This is a genomic window from Micromonospora sp. LZ37 (assembly GCF_059359015.1).
This window is the reverse complement of sequence record NZ_JCADBL010000014.1, coordinates 1-15,703: the sequence shown is the minus strand read 5'-3', so window position 1 is coordinate 15,703 and position 15,703 is coordinate 1. Positions and strand designations below refer to the sequence as shown.

The window sequence follows — 15,703 nt, the reverse complement described above, 5'->3', positions numbered from 1 at the left end:
GCCTGACGTTTGCGGCCCGGCGGGCCGGGCGACCGGTCAGCGCAGCCGGTGCAGGCTGACCCGGTCGCGCAGCTCGGGGTGCTCGGCGAGCAGCCGCTCGACGACCGCGACCGCGTCGTCGTCCCCCGCCAGGAACCGGATCCGACCCGGCACCGCCGCCACCACGGCCGCGGAGCGTGCCGGTTCCGCCAGCGGCAGCTGGTAGACCGCCGGCGCCGACGCCCCGGCCGTGCCCCGCAGTGTCGAGAGGAAGAGCGTGGACAGGTAGCCCTCACGCCGGTGCCCGCTGACCACGACGTCGACCGTGTCCAGGCGCACCGGCGCCTGGGCCAGCGCCCGGGCGGTCACCGCCGCCGGCCGGGGCCGGGCCGGGGTCCCCGACCACCAGGCCGCCGCCCAGGTGGTGCTGCGCGCGCCGAACGGCTGGGCGAAGATCCCGCCGCCCCGGGGCAGCCCGGCCACCCCGACCGCCGCCGCGACCACCGCCACCGCCACCAGGAACCGCCCGGCGGCGCCCGGCCGCGTACCGGCGGTCCGCCACGGCGGGGGCAGCAGCAGGGCCAGCGCGCCCAGACCGACGAGCAGCACCACCAGCAGCAGGTGCAGAGCCTTCCCGTAGTAGTAGCGCGGATCGGTGCCGAGCACCCGGAAGTAGGCGTGGAAGCCGACCGCGAAGACCAGCGCGGCGGCGAGCGCGCCCGCGTACCGGCGCCACACCGGCAGCCGCAGGCCGCCGGCGAGCAGGCCGGCGCCGACCAGCGCGGAGAGCGCCAGGAACGCGTCGTACCGCGGGTCGACCCCGCCGCCGGTGGCGACGTTCTCCACCTGTCGGGTGAAGAGCAGGCCGGCCACGCTCGGCAGCGGGGTCAGCGGCACGGTCACCAGCGCCACCGCGACCAGCAGCACCGGCCGGTGCCGCACAGACCGGCGGTGCCGCACCAGCCAGGCCAGCACCAGCACGCCCACCACCGGCAGGAACATCAGGTACGCGAACCCCACCCCGACGCAGAGCGCCCCGAGCAGGCAGAGCTGGGTGCCCGTACGGGCCACCGGCCGGCACACCAGCGCGATCAGGATCGCGGTCAACGCCAGGCCGAGGGTCTCGCCCGGGTAGCCGTACACGACGAAGCGGGCCAGCTCGGAGCCGAGACAGAGCGCGGTCACCGCGCCGGTCAGGGCGAGTGACCGAGCCAGGTCGAGCTGCCGGCCGGCGATCCAACCGGCGGCCCACGCCACCGAGAGCAGCAGCAGCGCGTACGCGCCGAGCGTCCAGCCGAGGTAGTGGTCCAACCCGTCCACCGGGTCGCCGGCCGCGGTCGACGAGCGCAGGAAGGTGTCCAGCAGCGCCGCGGTGACGTGGAAGCCCTGCGGGTACCAGACCATGCCCTCCGGCGCGATCCGGGCCGCCGCGTCCGGATCGGTGAAGAGGTAGCCGCCGACGGCGCGGATGCCCTCGACGGTGGCGAGGTGCCGGCTGTTGTCCTCCCCGGCCATCGCGTACGCCAGCCGCCCGGTGACCCCGTCGGCGCGCAGGTACGGCCAGCCGAGCGCCACCGTCGCCGCCACGGCCGCCCCGACCGGCACGAGGTCGGCCACGGCCACCCGGGGCAACCGGGGGCGGCGTCCGGTGCGGGCGGCGATCCCGAGCAGCACGGTCAGCGCCGTACCGGCCACCGGCACCGGGTGCAGGCCCCAGGGCCAGATCGAGAAGACCAGCGCGGCGGCGCAGAGCGCGCCCACCAGCAGCGCCACGGCCAGCACCAGCCGGTCCAGCAGGGTGCGCCCGGCCCGGAGCAGCCCGGCGGTGAGCCCGAGCACGACCAGCGGGAGCAGCCCGGCAAGCCCCAGCGCGTACGCCAGCAGTGGGCCGAGCCAGGCGGCGGCGAGCAGCACCAGCGCCCGGCCGACCGGGATGGCGCGGCGACTCGCCGTCGGTCTCACCTGCCGCCGCGACGTCGCCGGTGCCGTGCTCGGCTCGCTCGGCACGGTGGGCCTCCTCTGCACGTCGCGGCGCGCCCCAGGTCGGTGGGGCGGGACAACGGTAGGCAAGTGCCGGCGACGGACGGCGAAGGACGCGTGTCCCGCAGGTGACCGACGGGTGACGGGACACCGTTGTCGCACGGGTGTACTAAACCGTGGCTAGGATGGGCGCATGTCCGGGACCGCCTATCAGCCGTCGATGCTCGACCTCGCCGAGGCCGGGCCGTCCCTCGCCCCGCTCGACGGGCTACGCCGGCACGTACTGCCCCGGGGCGCCTGGGTCGACCACCTGCCCGGCTGGGTGCGCGGCTCCGACGCGGTGCTGGACACCCTGCTCGCCGAGGTGCCCTGGCGCGCCGAGCGCCGCACCATGTACGACACCGAGGTCGACGTCCCCCGCCTGCTCTGCTGGTACGCCGGCGACCGGCGGCTGCCGCACCCGGTGCTGACCGAGGCGCGGACGGCGTTGACCCGGCACTACGCGGCCGAGCTGGGCGAGCCGTTCGTCACCGCCGGCATGTGCCTCTACCGGGACGGCCGGGACAGCGTGGCCTGGCACGGCGACACCCAGGGCCGCTCGGCGCACACCGACACCATGGTCGCGATCGTCTCGTTCGGCTCGCCCCGGCCGCTGCTGCTGCGCCCGAGGGGCGGCGGTGGTGACAGCCTGCGCTTCCCGCTCGGCCACGGCGATCTCGTGGTGATGGGCGGCTCCTGCCAGCGCACCTGGGAGCACGCCGTGCCCAAGACCGCCCGCCCGGTCGGCCCCCGCGTCAGCGTCCAGTTCCGCCCCACCGGCGTCGCCTGACCCCACCCGGCGCCGCCCCGGTCTCCGCGCCGCTCCCGGCCCGCCCGCCCCCGACCCTTGTCTGCCGCCGCGGCCTCCGCCGGCCCGGGAATTACCATCCGGGCAGAGCAGCGGCCGGGCACCGGTCGGGTCCGGTCGTCGGAAGCCGGCACCTGACGAGCGCGATACCTGTCAGGTATCGGCATACCTCACAGGTATCGCATCCAAGAGCAGCAGGCTTCCAAGGCCTGAGCGACGCGAGCCCGACCAAGCGACGCGAGCCGACGACCGGCCGAGCGGCCTGAGCGGCGCGAGCCGACCAAGCGACGCGAGCCGACGACCGGCCTGAGCGGCGCGAGCCGACCAAGCGACGCGAACTCATCGCGCACCTCCGCCAGCCGCGCACCGAGCCGACAGAGCCGACCGAGCGGCCCGCTGACTCGCTTACGTCATCAGCTCCAAAGGCTCCGACACCCGATCTGCCAACCCAACGGAGGCGCACGGCCAGCCGCCAGGAGGGCAGGCCCCGAGCAAGCCGGGCGGTGACCTGCTCGTTTCAAATCCGTACCTGCTGCGGTGATCAAGAAGTTTGCGTCTCAGAACCGGGCCCGGACGACGCAAACCTCTTGATCACCGCTGCTTGCGAGGGCCAGGGGCGGGCGAGGGCGGGGGCGAGGGCGGGGCGGGGGCGAGGGGGAGGTCGGCGGGGGTGGCGTGCTAGAAACGACTCTCAGGGTCGATCGCGCCCCCGTCAGCCGACGACGCGGAGGGCCGCGATGACCCAGTCCCCCACTTCCCGCTGGTCACCGTGGACGGTGCACGGCGACGGCCGGTCCGTCACCCCCGGCGACGTGGTCCACCCCGGTGAGCGGCTCTCCTGGCCCCGGACGCTGGGCGTCGGCGTGCAGCACGTGGTGGCGATGTTCGGCGCCACCTTCACCGTGCCGCTGATCACCGGCTTCCCGCCGGCCACCACGCTCTTCTTCTCCGGGCTGGGCACGCTGCTGTTCCTGCTGATCACCGGCAACCGGCTGCCGTCGTACCTCGGCTCGTCGTTCGCCTTCATCGCGCCGGTGCTGGCCGCGAAGGCCGGCGGCGACATCGGCCCGGCCCTCGGCGGGATCGTCGTCGCCGGGGTCGCGCTGGCGCTGGTCGGCCTGGTGGTGCAGCTGGCCGGCGCGCGTTGGATCGACGCGCTGATGCCGCCGGTGGTCACCGGGGCGATCGTGGCGCTGATCGGGCTCAACCTCGCCCCGGTGGCCTGGGACGGCGGCGGCAGCGGCACCGGCTTCCTGGCGCAGCCGCTGATCGCGCTGGTCACCCTGGCCGCGATCCTGCTCGCCACGGTCGCCTTCCGCGGTTTCCTGGCCCGACTGTCCATCCTGCTCGGCGTGGTCGTCGGCTGGACGCTCGCCGCGCTCCTCGGCGACCTGGACCCGCGCTCGGTCGACGGGCTGCGCGACGCCGCCTGGGTGGGGCTGCCGCAGTTCCACACGCCGAGTTTCAGCCTGCGCGCGGTGGTGCTGGTGATCCCGGTGATCCTGGTGCTGGTGGCGGAGAACGCCGGGCACGTCAAGGCGGTCGCGGCGATGACCGGCCGCAACCTCGACAAGGACATGGGCCGGGCGTTCCTCGGCGACGGCCTGGCCACCGTGCTCGCCGGCTCCGGCGGCGGCTCCGGCACCACCACGTACGCGGAGAACATCGGCGTGATGGCGGCGACCCGGGTCTACTCCACCGCCGCGTACTGGGTGGCCGGGCTGGCGGCGGTGCTGCTCGGGCTGAGCCCGAAGTTCGGGGCGCTGATCCTCACCGTGCCGGCCGGGGTGCTCGGCGGCGCCACCACCGCCCTGTACGGCCTGATCGCCATCCTCGGCGCCCGGATCTGGATCGAGAACCGGGTGGACTTCCACGACCCGGTGAACCTGATGACCGCCGCCGTCGCGGTGGTCGTCGGCGCCGCCAACTACACCCTCACCGCCGGCGACCTGTCGTTCAACGGCATCGCTCTGGGCACCGCCGCCGCGCTGCTCATCTACCACGGCATGCGCCTGGTCGCCCACCTGCGCGGCACCACCCCGCCCACCCCCGCCCCGCCGCCGGTTCAGTGATCATGAAGTTGTTGCCATGAAACGCCGGTGGGCCGGGCAACAACTTCATGATCGACGCGGGGACGCGGAAGGGCCCGGGGGCGTAGCCGCCGGGCCCTTCCGCGTGCGGGTCAGTCGCGTTCGACCAGGTGGCCGACGACCGTGGGGCCGAGCATCACGGCGAAGCCGGAGCCGTCCCGGCGGGGATCCGCCGGGGGCAGCTCCACCGGGTCGCCAACCGCCGTCGCGCCGACCGGTCGCGGCCCGACCCAGGCCACCACCAGATCCGTCTCGCCCTTGAGGAACCGCTGCGCGCGCACGCCGCCGGTCGCCCTCCCCTTCGCCGGGTACGACCCGAACGGCGTCACCTTCACCGTCGCGCCCGTCGAGGTGACCACCATCGGCTCGCCGTGCACGGGATCGTCGGTGCGGACCGCGCCGAAGAAGACCACCCGGGTCCCGGCCGGCAGGTTGACCCCGGCCATGCCGCCGCCCTTGAGCCCCTGCGGGCGGACCAGCGACGCGGCGAAGCGCAGCAGCGACGCCTCCGAGGTGATGAAGGTCAACGACTCGGCGCCGTCGGTCAGCCAGGTCGCCCCGACCACCTCGTCGCCCTCCCGCAGCCCGATCACCTCGAACTCGTCGGAGCGGACCGGCCACTCCGGGGCGCAGACCTTCACCACGCCCTGCCGGGTGCCGAGGGCCAGACCGGGCGAACCCTCGGCGGTCGGGCCGAGCGGCGCCAGGCCGACCACCGTCTCCCCCGGCTGCAACGGCACCAGCTCGGCGGCGGCCATCCCCCCGCGCAGCGACACCGTGCCGGCCTGCTCGGGCAGCACCGGCAGCGGCAGCACGTCGACCTTGAAGGCCCGACCGGCGCTGGTCACCAGGAGCACCCGACCGCGGGCCGTGGTGTGCACCACCGCGCGTACCGTGTCGTGCTTGACCCGGCCGTTGCGCCGGCGCCCCTCGGAGGCCTCCTCCGACTCGGCCGCGGTGCGGGCCACCAGCCCGGTGGCCGACAGGATCACCTGGCACGGGTCGTCGGCCACCTCCAGCGGGCCGGCCGGCACGGACGCCGCGAGGACCTCCTTGAGGTCACCGTCGACCAGCGTGGTGCGGCGCGGGCTGCCGAACTGCTTCATCACCGCGGACAGCTCGTCGGAGACGACCTTCTTGAGCACCTTGTCGTCGTCGAGGATCTTCGACAGCTCGGCGATCTCGCCGCGGAGCTTCTCCTGCTCGGCCTCCAGCTCGATCCGGTCGTACTTCGTCAACCGGCGCAGCGGGGTGTCCAGGATGTAGGTGGCCTGGATCTCGGAGAGCTTGAACTTCTGCATCAGGCCGTCCCTGGCCGCCTGGGCGTCCTCGCTGGCCCGGATCAGCTTGACCACCTTGTCGATGTCCAGCAGGGCGATCAGCAGACCGTCGACCAGGTGCAGCCGCTCCTCGCGCTTGCGCCGGCGGTACGCGCTGCGCCGGGTCACCACCTCGTAGCGGTGGGACAGGAAGACCTCCAGCAGCGGCTTCAGCCCGAGGGTACGCGGCTGGCCGTCCACCAGGACCAGGTTGTTGACGCCGAAGGACTGCTCCAGCGGGGTGAGCCGGTAGAGGTCGGCGAGCAGCGCCTGCGGGTTGACCCCGACCTTGCACTCGATGACCAGGCGGGTGCCGCTCTCCCGGTCGGTGAGGTCCTTGACGTCGGCGATGCCGGTCAGCCGCTTGGTCTTGGTGACCTCGTTGGTGATGGCCGCGATCACCTTCTCCGCGCCGACGCCGTACGGCAGCTCCACCACGGTGATCGCCTGCCGCCCCCGGCTGCCCTCCAGCGGGCCGATCTCGACCCGGCCGCGCATCCGAACCACCCCGCGCCCGGTCTCGTACGCCCGGCGCACCTCGTCCAGGCCCAGCAGCAGACCGCCGGTGGGCAGGTCGGGGCCGGGGACGAATTCCATCAGCTTGTCGAGGTCGGCGTCCGGGTGGTTGATCAGCCAGCGCGCGGCGGAGACCACCTCGCCGAGGTTGTGCGGGATCATGTTGGTCGCCATCCCGACCGCGATCCCGGACGCGCCGTTGACCAGCAGGTTGGGGAAGGCGGCCGGCAGCACGGTCGGCTGGGTCAGCGAGCCGTCGTAGTTGGGCTCGACGTCGACGGTGTCCTCGCCCAGCTCGCCGACGAGCAGCATCGCCTCCCGGGAGAGCCGCGCCTCGGTGTAGCGGGCGGCGGCCGGGCCGTCGTCCGGGGAGCCGAAGTTGCCGTGCCCGTCGATCAGCGGCACGTTCAGGGAGAAGTCCTGGGCCAGCCGGACCATCGCGTCGTAGATCGCGGTGTCGCCGTGCGGGTGGTACTTGCCCATCACGTCGCCGACGACCCGGGCGGACTTCACGTGCCCCCGGTCCGGCCGGTGGCCGGCCTCGTGCATGGACCACAGGATGCGCCGGTGCACCGGCTTGAGCCCGTCGCGCGCGTCGGGCAGGGCGCGGGAGTGGATGACCGAGAAGGCGTACTCCAGGTAGGAGTCGGAGACCTCGGTGACCAGCGGGTTGTCGAAGACCCGCGCGCCGGCCTGGTCGAAGGCGGAGAAGTCCACCTTGGTGCGGTCGTCCTTGCGGCGTGCCATCGTTCAGCTCTCTCCCGTGACAGGCGTGCTCATGCGTCGATCGCCTCGCGGTCGACCCGGTCGGAGGAGTCGATCAGCCAGTTGCGGCGCGGCTCGACCTTCTCCCCCATCAGCAGTTCGAGGATCCGCTCGGCGGCGTCGACGTCGTCGAGGGTGATCCGGCGGACCGCGCGGGTGGCCGGGTTCATCGTGGTCTCCCACAGCTCGTCGGCGTCCATCTCACCGAGGCCCTTGAAGCGCGGGATCGGGGTGACGATCTGCTTGCCGGACTTCTCCAGCTTGCGGACCGTCGCCTCCATCTCCGCCTGGGTGTAGGTGTAGATGGTCTGCGGGTTGCGCCCCTTCGTGGTGATCTTGTGCAGGGGCGGCATCGCGGCGAAGAGCCGCCCGGCCTCGATCAACGGCCGCATGTAACGGGCGAAGAGCGTGATCAGCAGGGTACGGATGTGCGCGCCGTCCACGTCGGCGTCCGCCATGATCAGTACGCGGCCGTACCGCAGGGCCGACAGGTCGAAGGTGCGCCCCGAGCCGGCGCCGAGCACCTGCACGATGGCGGCGCACTCGGCGTTGTCCAGCACCTGCTGGAGGTTCGCCTTCTGCACGTTGAGGATCTTGCCCCGGATCGGCAGCAGCGCCTGGTACTCCGCGGAGCGGGCGAGCCGGCCCGTGCCGAGGGCGCTGTCGCCCTCCACGATGAACAGCTCGCTGCGGTCGATGCCCGCCGCGCGGCAGTCGACCAGCTTGGCGGGCATCGACGCGCCCTCGAGGGCGGTCTTGCGCCGAGCGGCGTCCTTCTGCTGCTTCTGGGTGAGCCGCACCCGGGCCGCGTCGACGATCTTCTGGAGGACGGTGCGCGCCTCGGCCTTCGTCCGCCGGTCCTCCAGCCAGGACTTGAGGTGCTGCTCGACCAGCGTCTGGATGACCTTGGTGATGCCGGCGGTGGAGAGCTCGTCCTTGGTCTGCGAGGTGAACTGCGGTTCGGGGATCCGCACGTGCACCACGGCGGTCATCCCCTCCAGGACGTCGTCCAGGGTGGGCGGGTCCTCCTTGGCCTTGAGCAGGCCGCGGGTGTTGCGGATCGCGTCGGCGAGGGTCCGGACCAGGGCCCGCTCGAAGCCCTTGCGGTGGGTGCCGCCGTGCGCGTTGCGGATGGTGTTGGTGAAGCACTCCACGGTGCGCTCGTAGCCGGTGCCCCAGCGCAACGCCACCTCGACCTCGGCCCGGCGCTGCACGTTCGACTGCATCACGCCGTTGGCGTCGGCGGCGTTCTCCCGGTACTGCCCCTCGCCGGTGACCAGCAGGGTGCCGGAGACCGGACGGTCGCCCGACGGGGCCAGGAACTCCACCATGTCGGTCAGGCCGTCGGGGAAGTGGAAGCGCTCCTCGACGGGCTCCTCGCCGGTCTCGTCGCGAAGCCGGTAGTCCACGCCGGGCACCAGGAAGGCGGTGTTGCGCAGCTTCATCCGGACGGCGTCGACGTCGAGTGTCGCGCCGGTCTCGAAGTAGCGGGCGTCGTGCCAGTAGCGGATCGAGGTGCCGGTGCGCTGACCGCGCTTCATCCCGCCGACGATCTGGAGACCGGGGCCGGGGGTGAAGGGGGCGTCCGGGCCGTCGCCGTCGAAGATCCCGGGTACGCCGTGCCGGAACGACATCGCGTGGATCTTGCCGGCGCGCCGGACGGTGACGTCGAACCGCCGGGACAGGGCGTTGACCGCCGACGCGCCGACCCCGTGCAGGCCGCCGGAGGTCTTGTAGCCGGAGCCGCCGAACTTGCCACCGGCGTGCAGCCGGGTGAGCACCAGCTCGACGCCGGAGATGCCGGACTTGGCGTGCACGTCGGTGGGGATGCCGCGACCGTCGTCGTCGACCTGCACCGAGCCGTCGGCGTGCAGGATCACCGCCACCTGGGTGGCGTGACCGGCGACGCCCTCGTCGGTGGAGTTGTCGAGGATCTCGTTGACGAGGTGACCCACGCCACGGCTGTCGGTCGAGCCGATGTACATGCCGGGACGCTTGCGGACGGCGTCCAGGCCCTCCAGGTGGGTGAGGTCGTCTGCCCCGTAGAGGGTCTCAGGCTGTGCGGTCAACTGGTCGTACTCCCAGGTCTCTGCGGTGTGGTGCCGGTCACCGTCCCGATCACCACGCGCGGCGCGCCGCAGCGAGCCTAGCCCGACGCTCCGACAAGCCGGCCACCTCCCGACGCGGCGCGCCGCCGGCGCCCCGCCCGAAGGTGAGGCGGGGCACAGCCGCCCGGCTCCCCCGAGCCGCTCCAGGTGATCGACGAACCCGGTGTCCGACCGTTGACGGGCCGGTGACGAACGTGATCTGATCGCGCTCCCAGAGAATCTCTCACATTTCCATCCATGGATGGGGAGGGAGTGCCGATGTCCGTACTCCGACGGGCCGGGCTGGCGGCGGCGCTGGCCGTCACCGCGGCCGCGCTGTCCACCGCCGTCGCGCCGGCCGCGCCCGCGGGGGCCGTGCTGCCCACCGCCGCGGTGGCGCTGGGCGACAGCTTCATCAGCGGCGAGGGCGCCGGGGCGTACTCCCCGGTGGTCGACGTCAGCGGCGTCGCGCAGCCCTTCCCGGGCTGGTCCGCGCCGAACAGCAACGCCTACTTCTGCCACCGTTCGCCGAACGCGTCGCTGCACCGGGCGGAGCTGCCGGGCATCGCCGCGCGGTTCAACCTGGCCTGCTCCGGCGGTCAGCCGTACGACATCGCCAACGCCTCGGCCAGTCGGGCCAGTGGGCGGCAGGTGGCCGCGCAGCTGGACCAGCTCCGCGCGGTCGGGCAGAGCCACGACATCGACCTGGTGCTGCTCGGCATCGGGTCGAACAACAGCTCGTTCACCTTCGGCAGCGTGGCGGAGAAGTGCGCCAACCGGTTCATCGCCGACGCGTGGACCGGCTGGTGGGAGTTCTGGGCGTACCTGGGCGGGCCGGTCGAGCAGGAACCCTGCGACGACGCCGACCTGGCCACCGCCGCCCAGTTCAGCGCCGCGACCGCGGAGACCACCGCGGCGGTACGCCAGATCCTCACCACCCTCGACCAGATCGACGCCGACGGCCAGCACCGGATCGTGTTCCAGGACTACACGAACCCGCTGCCGCCGGAGCTGGCCCCCGGCTACTGGACCGAGGACGACCGGGACGACACCCGGGACAAGTTCCGCGCCCTGGGCGCCGAGCGGTACGCGGCCGGCTGCCCGATCCACCGGGGCAGCCTCGCCCCCGGCCACCGCTTCTCCCAGGGCCTCAGCACCCTGGTCAGCTCGGTCCGCACCACCCTCGCCGGCGAGTTCCCCACGGCGGACCTGGTCTACCTGAACGTGCAGCGGGCCTTCGACGGCGCCCGGCTCTGCGAGGCGGCCGGCAGCCCGGCGAACAGCCTGGCCACCCCCATCCGGCTCCAGGACGGCCCGACCGGCGTCTTCGTCACCAGCCTCTCCGGCTACGACAAGTTGGCCATCCAGCGCATCGCCAACGCCTGCGGCACGTACTTCCAGACGTGCCAGGAGTCCTGGCACCCGAACGCCGCCGGGCACCAGGTGCTCGGACGGTGCCTAACCGGCGCGGCGGCCACCAGCGCCCGCGCGGTCTCCTGCGTACGGGCTCCCGACGGCACCGTCACCGTCAGCTGAACCACCGGTGCGGGAGGGGGCGACCCGGATGGGTCGCCCCCTCCCGTGCTGTCGCCCACCCGGAGGCGTCGGCCAGGTTCACGGCAGCGGCCGCCCGCCGGCAGTGCGCTGCGGCCGGCAGTGCGTGCCGCTGGCAGTGCGTGCCGCTGGCAGTGCGCTGCGGGCTGGCAGTGCGCTGCGGGCTGGCAGTGCGCTGCGGGCTGGCAGTGCGCTGCGCCTGGCAGTGCGCTGCGCCTGGCAGGGACCAGTTCGGCGCCGAAGCCGGTCACCGGCTCGCAGGCAGTGCGCGGCAGCACGAGCCGAGACGCTGACAGCACCTGCGTCGCGCCTGCGACCGCCTCGACAGGGGTGCGGAACCTTTAGAGCTGATAGCACAAACGGATCGGCACCAGCGGCCGGTGAGTCGTCTGCGTCATCAGCCCTAAAGGACGCGAATGGCAGACGGCCCGCCGGAACGGGCGGCGCGTGCCGCCTGCGACCGACGGATGTCGGGGCGGTCAGGCACCGTGGCGGATGTCGAAAGGGCGGAGCGCCCGGCCACCGACGGCGGGGCCGAGCGCGCGGAGGCGACCGGCCAACGCCGGCGGATGCCGTCGAGGGCGCGCGACGGTCGTTGGCGGGCGCGGATGTCGGACGTGCCGAACGCCCGGCCAATGACGGCGGGGTGCCGGCCGTACGGAGGCGACCGACCACCGGCGGCGGATGCCGTCGAGGGCGCGGAGGCCGGTCGGTGGCGGGAATGCCGTCGAGGGCGCGCAGGCCGGTCGGCGGCGGGTGTCGGGTGGGGTGGAGGTGGCCGGGATCAGGGGCGGGTCGCGGTGCCGAGCACGTGCGGTGACGCGGGCATCGCCAGCCCCTCGGGCGGGAAGCGGAACCGGTCGAGCGCTACCACGCTGAAGCCGGCCGCGGCGATCGCGCCCACCGTGTCCCGGGCGGTGTGGCAGCCGCCGCAGAACAGCGGCCAGCAGGTGGCGTCGGCCCAGCGCTGCGCCCGGCGCAGGCCGGGCGTGCCCGCCACCACGTGCTCGTAGAAGCGCAGCTGGCCGCCGGGGCGCAGCACCCGGTACGCCTCCCGCAGCGCGACGGACTGGTCGCGGACCGAGCAGAGCACCAGCGACAGCACCACCGCGTCGGCGGCGGCGTCGGGGACCGGCAGCGCCTCGGCCAGGCCGTCGGTGACCGTGACCGGCACCGGCGCCCCGTCGGCGGCGGTACGGGCGTCGGCGCGCAGCCGCGGCTCGGGCTCCACCGCCAGCACGGCCGTCACCGCAGGCGGATAGTGCGCGAACATCCGGCCGTTACCGGCGCCCACCTCCACCACCTGGCCGTGCAGGCCGGCCACCAGCCGATGCCGGTGCTCGGCCATGCCGGCCTGGTCCAACGCGACGCTGGCCCGCGCGAAGAGCCGGGCGAAGATCGGATGGGAGACCCTGGTCGTGGACATCGCACCGCCTCGCCTAGGCGTCAACCGATCCACCGCAGGCTACCGCCCCGCCGCCACCCGGACCGGAGATCCAGCCGGGTCGGCCACCCACCGGGTCGGCCACCGGGCTCACGTCCCGATCCGGGTGGCGGCACGACCATGACCTGCCCGAGGCCGGGCCGATGGGGAAAGCGCCGGCGCCGCCGACGGCGTGGGAGGCGGCCGACGGCCGGGCGCGAATCTCCAGCGTGGAGATTCCCGCCTCTGCGGCGAAGTCGATGATCTGCAGGTTAGGAGGCGAAGGCAGGGGTAGGGAGCCCTGCATGCGCGTCCTCGGTATCAATGCGATCTTCCACGATCCGGCCGCCGCCCTGGTGGTCGACGGTGAGGTGGTGGCAGCCGCCGAAGAGGAGCGGTTCAGCCGCCGCAAGCACGGCAAGCGGCCGGTGCCCTTCTCCGCCTGGGAACTCCCCGAACTCTCCGCCGCCTGGTGTCTGGCCAGCGCCGGCGTCGACGTCGGCAGCCTCGACGCGGTCGCGTACTCCTTCGACCCCGGCATGTGCCGGGACGCGGCCAGCCTGGGCCTGACCGACCCGTGGGACTGGCTGCGCGTCGACTACGCCGAGCGGGCCCCGCAGTTCCTGGCCGCCGCCCTGCCCGGCCTCGACCCGGAGAAGGTGCGGTTCGTGCCGCACCACGTGGCGCACGCCGCCTCCGCCGGGCTGGCCGCGCCGACGGCCGGCGACGACACCGCCGTGCTGGTGCTCGACGGCCGGGGCGAGGTCGCCAGCCACCTGGCCGGCGTCTACCGGGACGGTGAGCTGACCCCGCTGTACTCGCAGGAGCTGCCGCACTCACTCGGCCTGCTCTACGAAGACCTCACCCGACACCTCGGCTTCCTGCACTCCAGCGACGAGTACAAGGTGATGGCGCTCGCGTCTTACGGCGAGCCGAAGCACCTCGGCCTGTTGCGGGAGCTGGTGCGGGTCACGCCCGAGGGCGGCTTCCACGTCGACCGGATCGACTGGGCGAGCATGGCGAAGGCCCGCGCCGCCGACGGGGAGATGACCGACGAACACGCCGACCTGGCCGCCAGCGTGCAGGCCCGGCTGGAGGAGGTCGTCCTCGACCTGGCCCGCTGGCTGCACGACGCGGCCGGCGGCCCGGCCACCCTGGCGATGGCCGGCGGGGTGGCGTTGAACTGCGTGGCCAACGCCCGGATCGCGGCCGAGGGGCCGTACCGGAACGTGTGGGTCCAGCCGGCCGCCGGTGACTCGGGCACGGCACTGGGCGCCGCGCTGCACGTCGCCGGGGCGCTCGGTGACCGGTCCGCACCGATGAGCGGGGCGGACCTCGGGCGCGGCTGGTCCGACGAGGAGCTGGAGGCGGAGCTGCGCCGGGCCGCGCTGCCCTACCACCGTCCCGAGTCGATCGCCGCCGAGGCGGCGCGGGTCCTCGCCGGCAACGGCATCGTCGCCTGGTACCAGGGGCGCAGCGAGTACGGCCCCCGCGCACTGGGCCACCGCTCGCTGCTGGCCCACCCCGGCGACCCGGCCACCACGGCCCGGATGAACGACGTGAAGGGCCGCGAGCAGTTCCGCCCCATCGCGCCGATGGTCCGCGCCGAACGCTTCGCCGACATCTTCCAGGGCGTCTTCCCCAGCCGCTACATGCTCTTCGTGCACCGGGTGAAGCCGGAGTGGCGGGACCGCATCCCGGCGGTCACCCACGTCGACGGCACCGCCCGGGTGCAGACCGTGCACCCCGACACCGAACCCCTCGTTGCCGCACTGCTGGCCGAGTTCGAACAGCTCACCGGCCTGCCGGTGGTGGTGAACACGTCGCTGAACACGGCCGGCCGGCCGATGGTCGACACCCCCCGGGAGGCGATGGAGCTCTTCGGCTCCGCCCCGGTGGACCTGCTCGCCCTCGGCCCGTTCGCGGTCCACCGGCACGCGCTCGGCGCGGACCGTGGGCGGGACGGTGGCCGGTGATCAGCATCGTGGTGCCGACCGTCGGCCGGCCCAGCCTCGGCACGCTGCTCGACGCCCTCGCCCCACAACTGGCCGACCTGCCCGACGTGGAGCTGCTGCTGGTCGACGACCGGCGGGACACCACGGACGAGCTGCCGCTGCCGGCGACGCTGTCGGCGTACCCGAAGGTGTTGACCGGGCGGGGCGCGGGCCCGGCGGCGGCGCGGAACACCGGTTGGCGGGCGGCCCGCCAGCCGTGGGTGGTCTTCCTCGACGACGACGTGGTCCCCGACTCCGACTGGTCGCGGCGGCTGGTCGGCGACCTGGCCGTCGGGCCCCGGGTCGGCGGGGTGCAGGGCACGCTGCGGGTGCCGCTGCCACCCGACCGCCGCCCCACCGACTGGGAACGCGGCACGGCGGGGCTGGCCGACGGCGAGTGGATCACCGCGGACATGGCGTACCGGCGGGCGGCGCTGGCGGACGTCGGTGGCTTCGACGAACGGTTCCCCCGGGCCTACCGGGAGGACGCCGAGCTGGCCCACCGGGTCCGCCTCGCCGGGTGGGAACTCGTCCGCGGCCGACGGGTGGTCAGCCACCCGGTGCGCCCGGAGGACCGCTGGGTCAGCCTGCGGGTGCAGCGCGGCAACGCCGACGACGCGCTGCTGCGCCGGCTCTACGGTCCGAACTGGCGGGCCGAGCTGGGGTTGCCGCCCGGCCGCCGGCCCCGGCACCTGGCGGTGACCGCCGCCGGAGCCCTCGCGCTTGCCGCCACCGCGCTGCGGGCCGGCCTGCGACCCGGCTCGGCGCCGCGGCGCCCGCTCGGCGTCGCCGCCGCCGTCGCCGCCCTCGGCTGGGCGGCGGGCACCGCCGAGTTCGCCCGGACGCGGATCGCGCCCGGCCCGCGCACCCGCGACGAGGTGCTCACCATGCTCGCCACCAGCGCGCTCATCCCGCCGGTCGCGGTCACCCACTGGGTACGCGGCTGGTGGCGCAGCCGTCCGTCCGCGACGGACAGTCGCGGACCCGGAGCGCAGAGTTGATGTTTACCCCTCCTGCCCGGGGCAACTGGTTGCCCATGAACGGGGGGACGACGCCACCCGGCCTCTTCGACGCGGTGCTGCTGGACCGCGACGGCACGCTGGTCGAGGACGTGCCGTACAACGGCGACCCGGAGAAGGTACGCCCGAT

The 15,703-nt window shown here is 74.0% G+C and carries 9 protein-coding genes; 5 read left to right on the top strand and 4 right to left on the bottom strand.

The window, feature by feature from the left end; all coding sequences use genetic code 11:
- Positions 1-36: 36 nt before the first annotated feature.
- Positions 37-1,986: a hypothetical protein gene (locus tag AC5L3Z_RS24915; protein WP_494845437.1), complete on the bottom strand. Its 1,950-nt coding sequence runs from the start codon at positions 1,984-1,986 to the stop codon at positions 37-39.
- Positions 1,987-2,152: 166 nt separating this feature from the next.
- Here AC5L3Z_RS24915 and AC5L3Z_RS24910 point away from each other — a divergent pair, with 166 nt between their 5' ends.
- Both AC5L3Z_RS24910 and AC5L3Z_RS24905 read left to right on the top strand, forming a co-directional pair.
- On the top strand, positions 2,153-2,788 hold the full coding sequence (locus AC5L3Z_RS24910) for an alpha-ketoglutarate-dependent dioxygenase AlkB (protein ID WP_494845436.1): 636 nt from the start codon (positions 2,153-2,155) through the stop codon (positions 2,786-2,788).
- Between the two features lie 755 nt (positions 2,789-3,543).
- Positions 3,544-4,878: a uracil-xanthine permease family protein gene (locus tag AC5L3Z_RS24905; protein WP_494845434.1), complete on the top strand. Its 1,335-nt coding sequence runs from the start codon at positions 3,544-3,546 to the stop codon at positions 4,876-4,878.
- A gap of 110 nt (positions 4,879-4,988) precedes the next feature.
- Here AC5L3Z_RS24905 and AC5L3Z_RS24900 read toward each other — a convergent pair whose 3' ends face one another.
- Positions 4,989-7,478, bottom strand: a complete 2,490-nt coding sequence (locus AC5L3Z_RS24900) for a DNA gyrase/topoisomerase IV subunit A (protein ID WP_494845432.1) — start codon at positions 7,476-7,478, stop codon at positions 4,989-4,991.
- Between the two features lie 29 nt (positions 7,479-7,507).
- Positions 7,508-9,565, bottom strand: coding sequence for a DNA gyrase/topoisomerase IV subunit B (locus AC5L3Z_RS24895; RefSeq protein ID WP_494845431.1), 2,058 nt, complete (start codon positions 9,563-9,565; stop codon positions 7,508-7,510).
- 297 nt (positions 9,566-9,862) lie between these two features.
- Here AC5L3Z_RS24895 and AC5L3Z_RS24890 point away from each other — a divergent pair, with 297 nt between their 5' ends.
- Positions 9,863-11,119 (top strand): SGNH/GDSL hydrolase family protein, encoded by a 1,257-nt coding sequence (locus tag AC5L3Z_RS24890; protein ID WP_494845430.1) that lies wholly within the window; start codon positions 9,863-9,865, stop codon positions 11,117-11,119.
- Between the two features lie 802 nt (positions 11,120-11,921).
- Here the strand turns inward: AC5L3Z_RS24890 and AC5L3Z_RS24885 are convergent.
- A complete protein-coding gene (locus AC5L3Z_RS24885; RefSeq protein ID WP_494845429.1) occupies positions 11,922-12,563 on the bottom strand; it encodes a class I SAM-dependent methyltransferase in 642 nt (213 codons plus the stop codon).
- Positions 12,564-12,865: 302 nt separating this feature from the next.
- Here AC5L3Z_RS24885 and AC5L3Z_RS24880 point away from each other — a divergent pair, with 302 nt between their 5' ends.
- Together AC5L3Z_RS24880 and AC5L3Z_RS24875 are read left to right on the top strand one after the other, a co-directional pair.
- Positions 12,866-14,536 carry a carbamoyltransferase family protein gene (locus AC5L3Z_RS24880; RefSeq protein WP_494845427.1) on the top strand — a complete coding sequence of 557 codons (1,671 nt, stop codon included), beginning with the start codon at positions 12,866-12,868 and terminating at the stop codon, positions 14,534-14,536.
- Complete coding sequence (locus AC5L3Z_RS24875) at positions 14,533-15,555, top strand: glycosyltransferase family 2 protein (protein ID WP_494845425.1); 1,023 nt, start codon at positions 14,533-14,535, stop codon at positions 15,553-15,555. The genes AC5L3Z_RS24880 and AC5L3Z_RS24875 overlap by 4 nt, the downstream gene beginning before the upstream one ends.
- Positions 15,556-15,703: the final 148 nt, after the last annotated feature.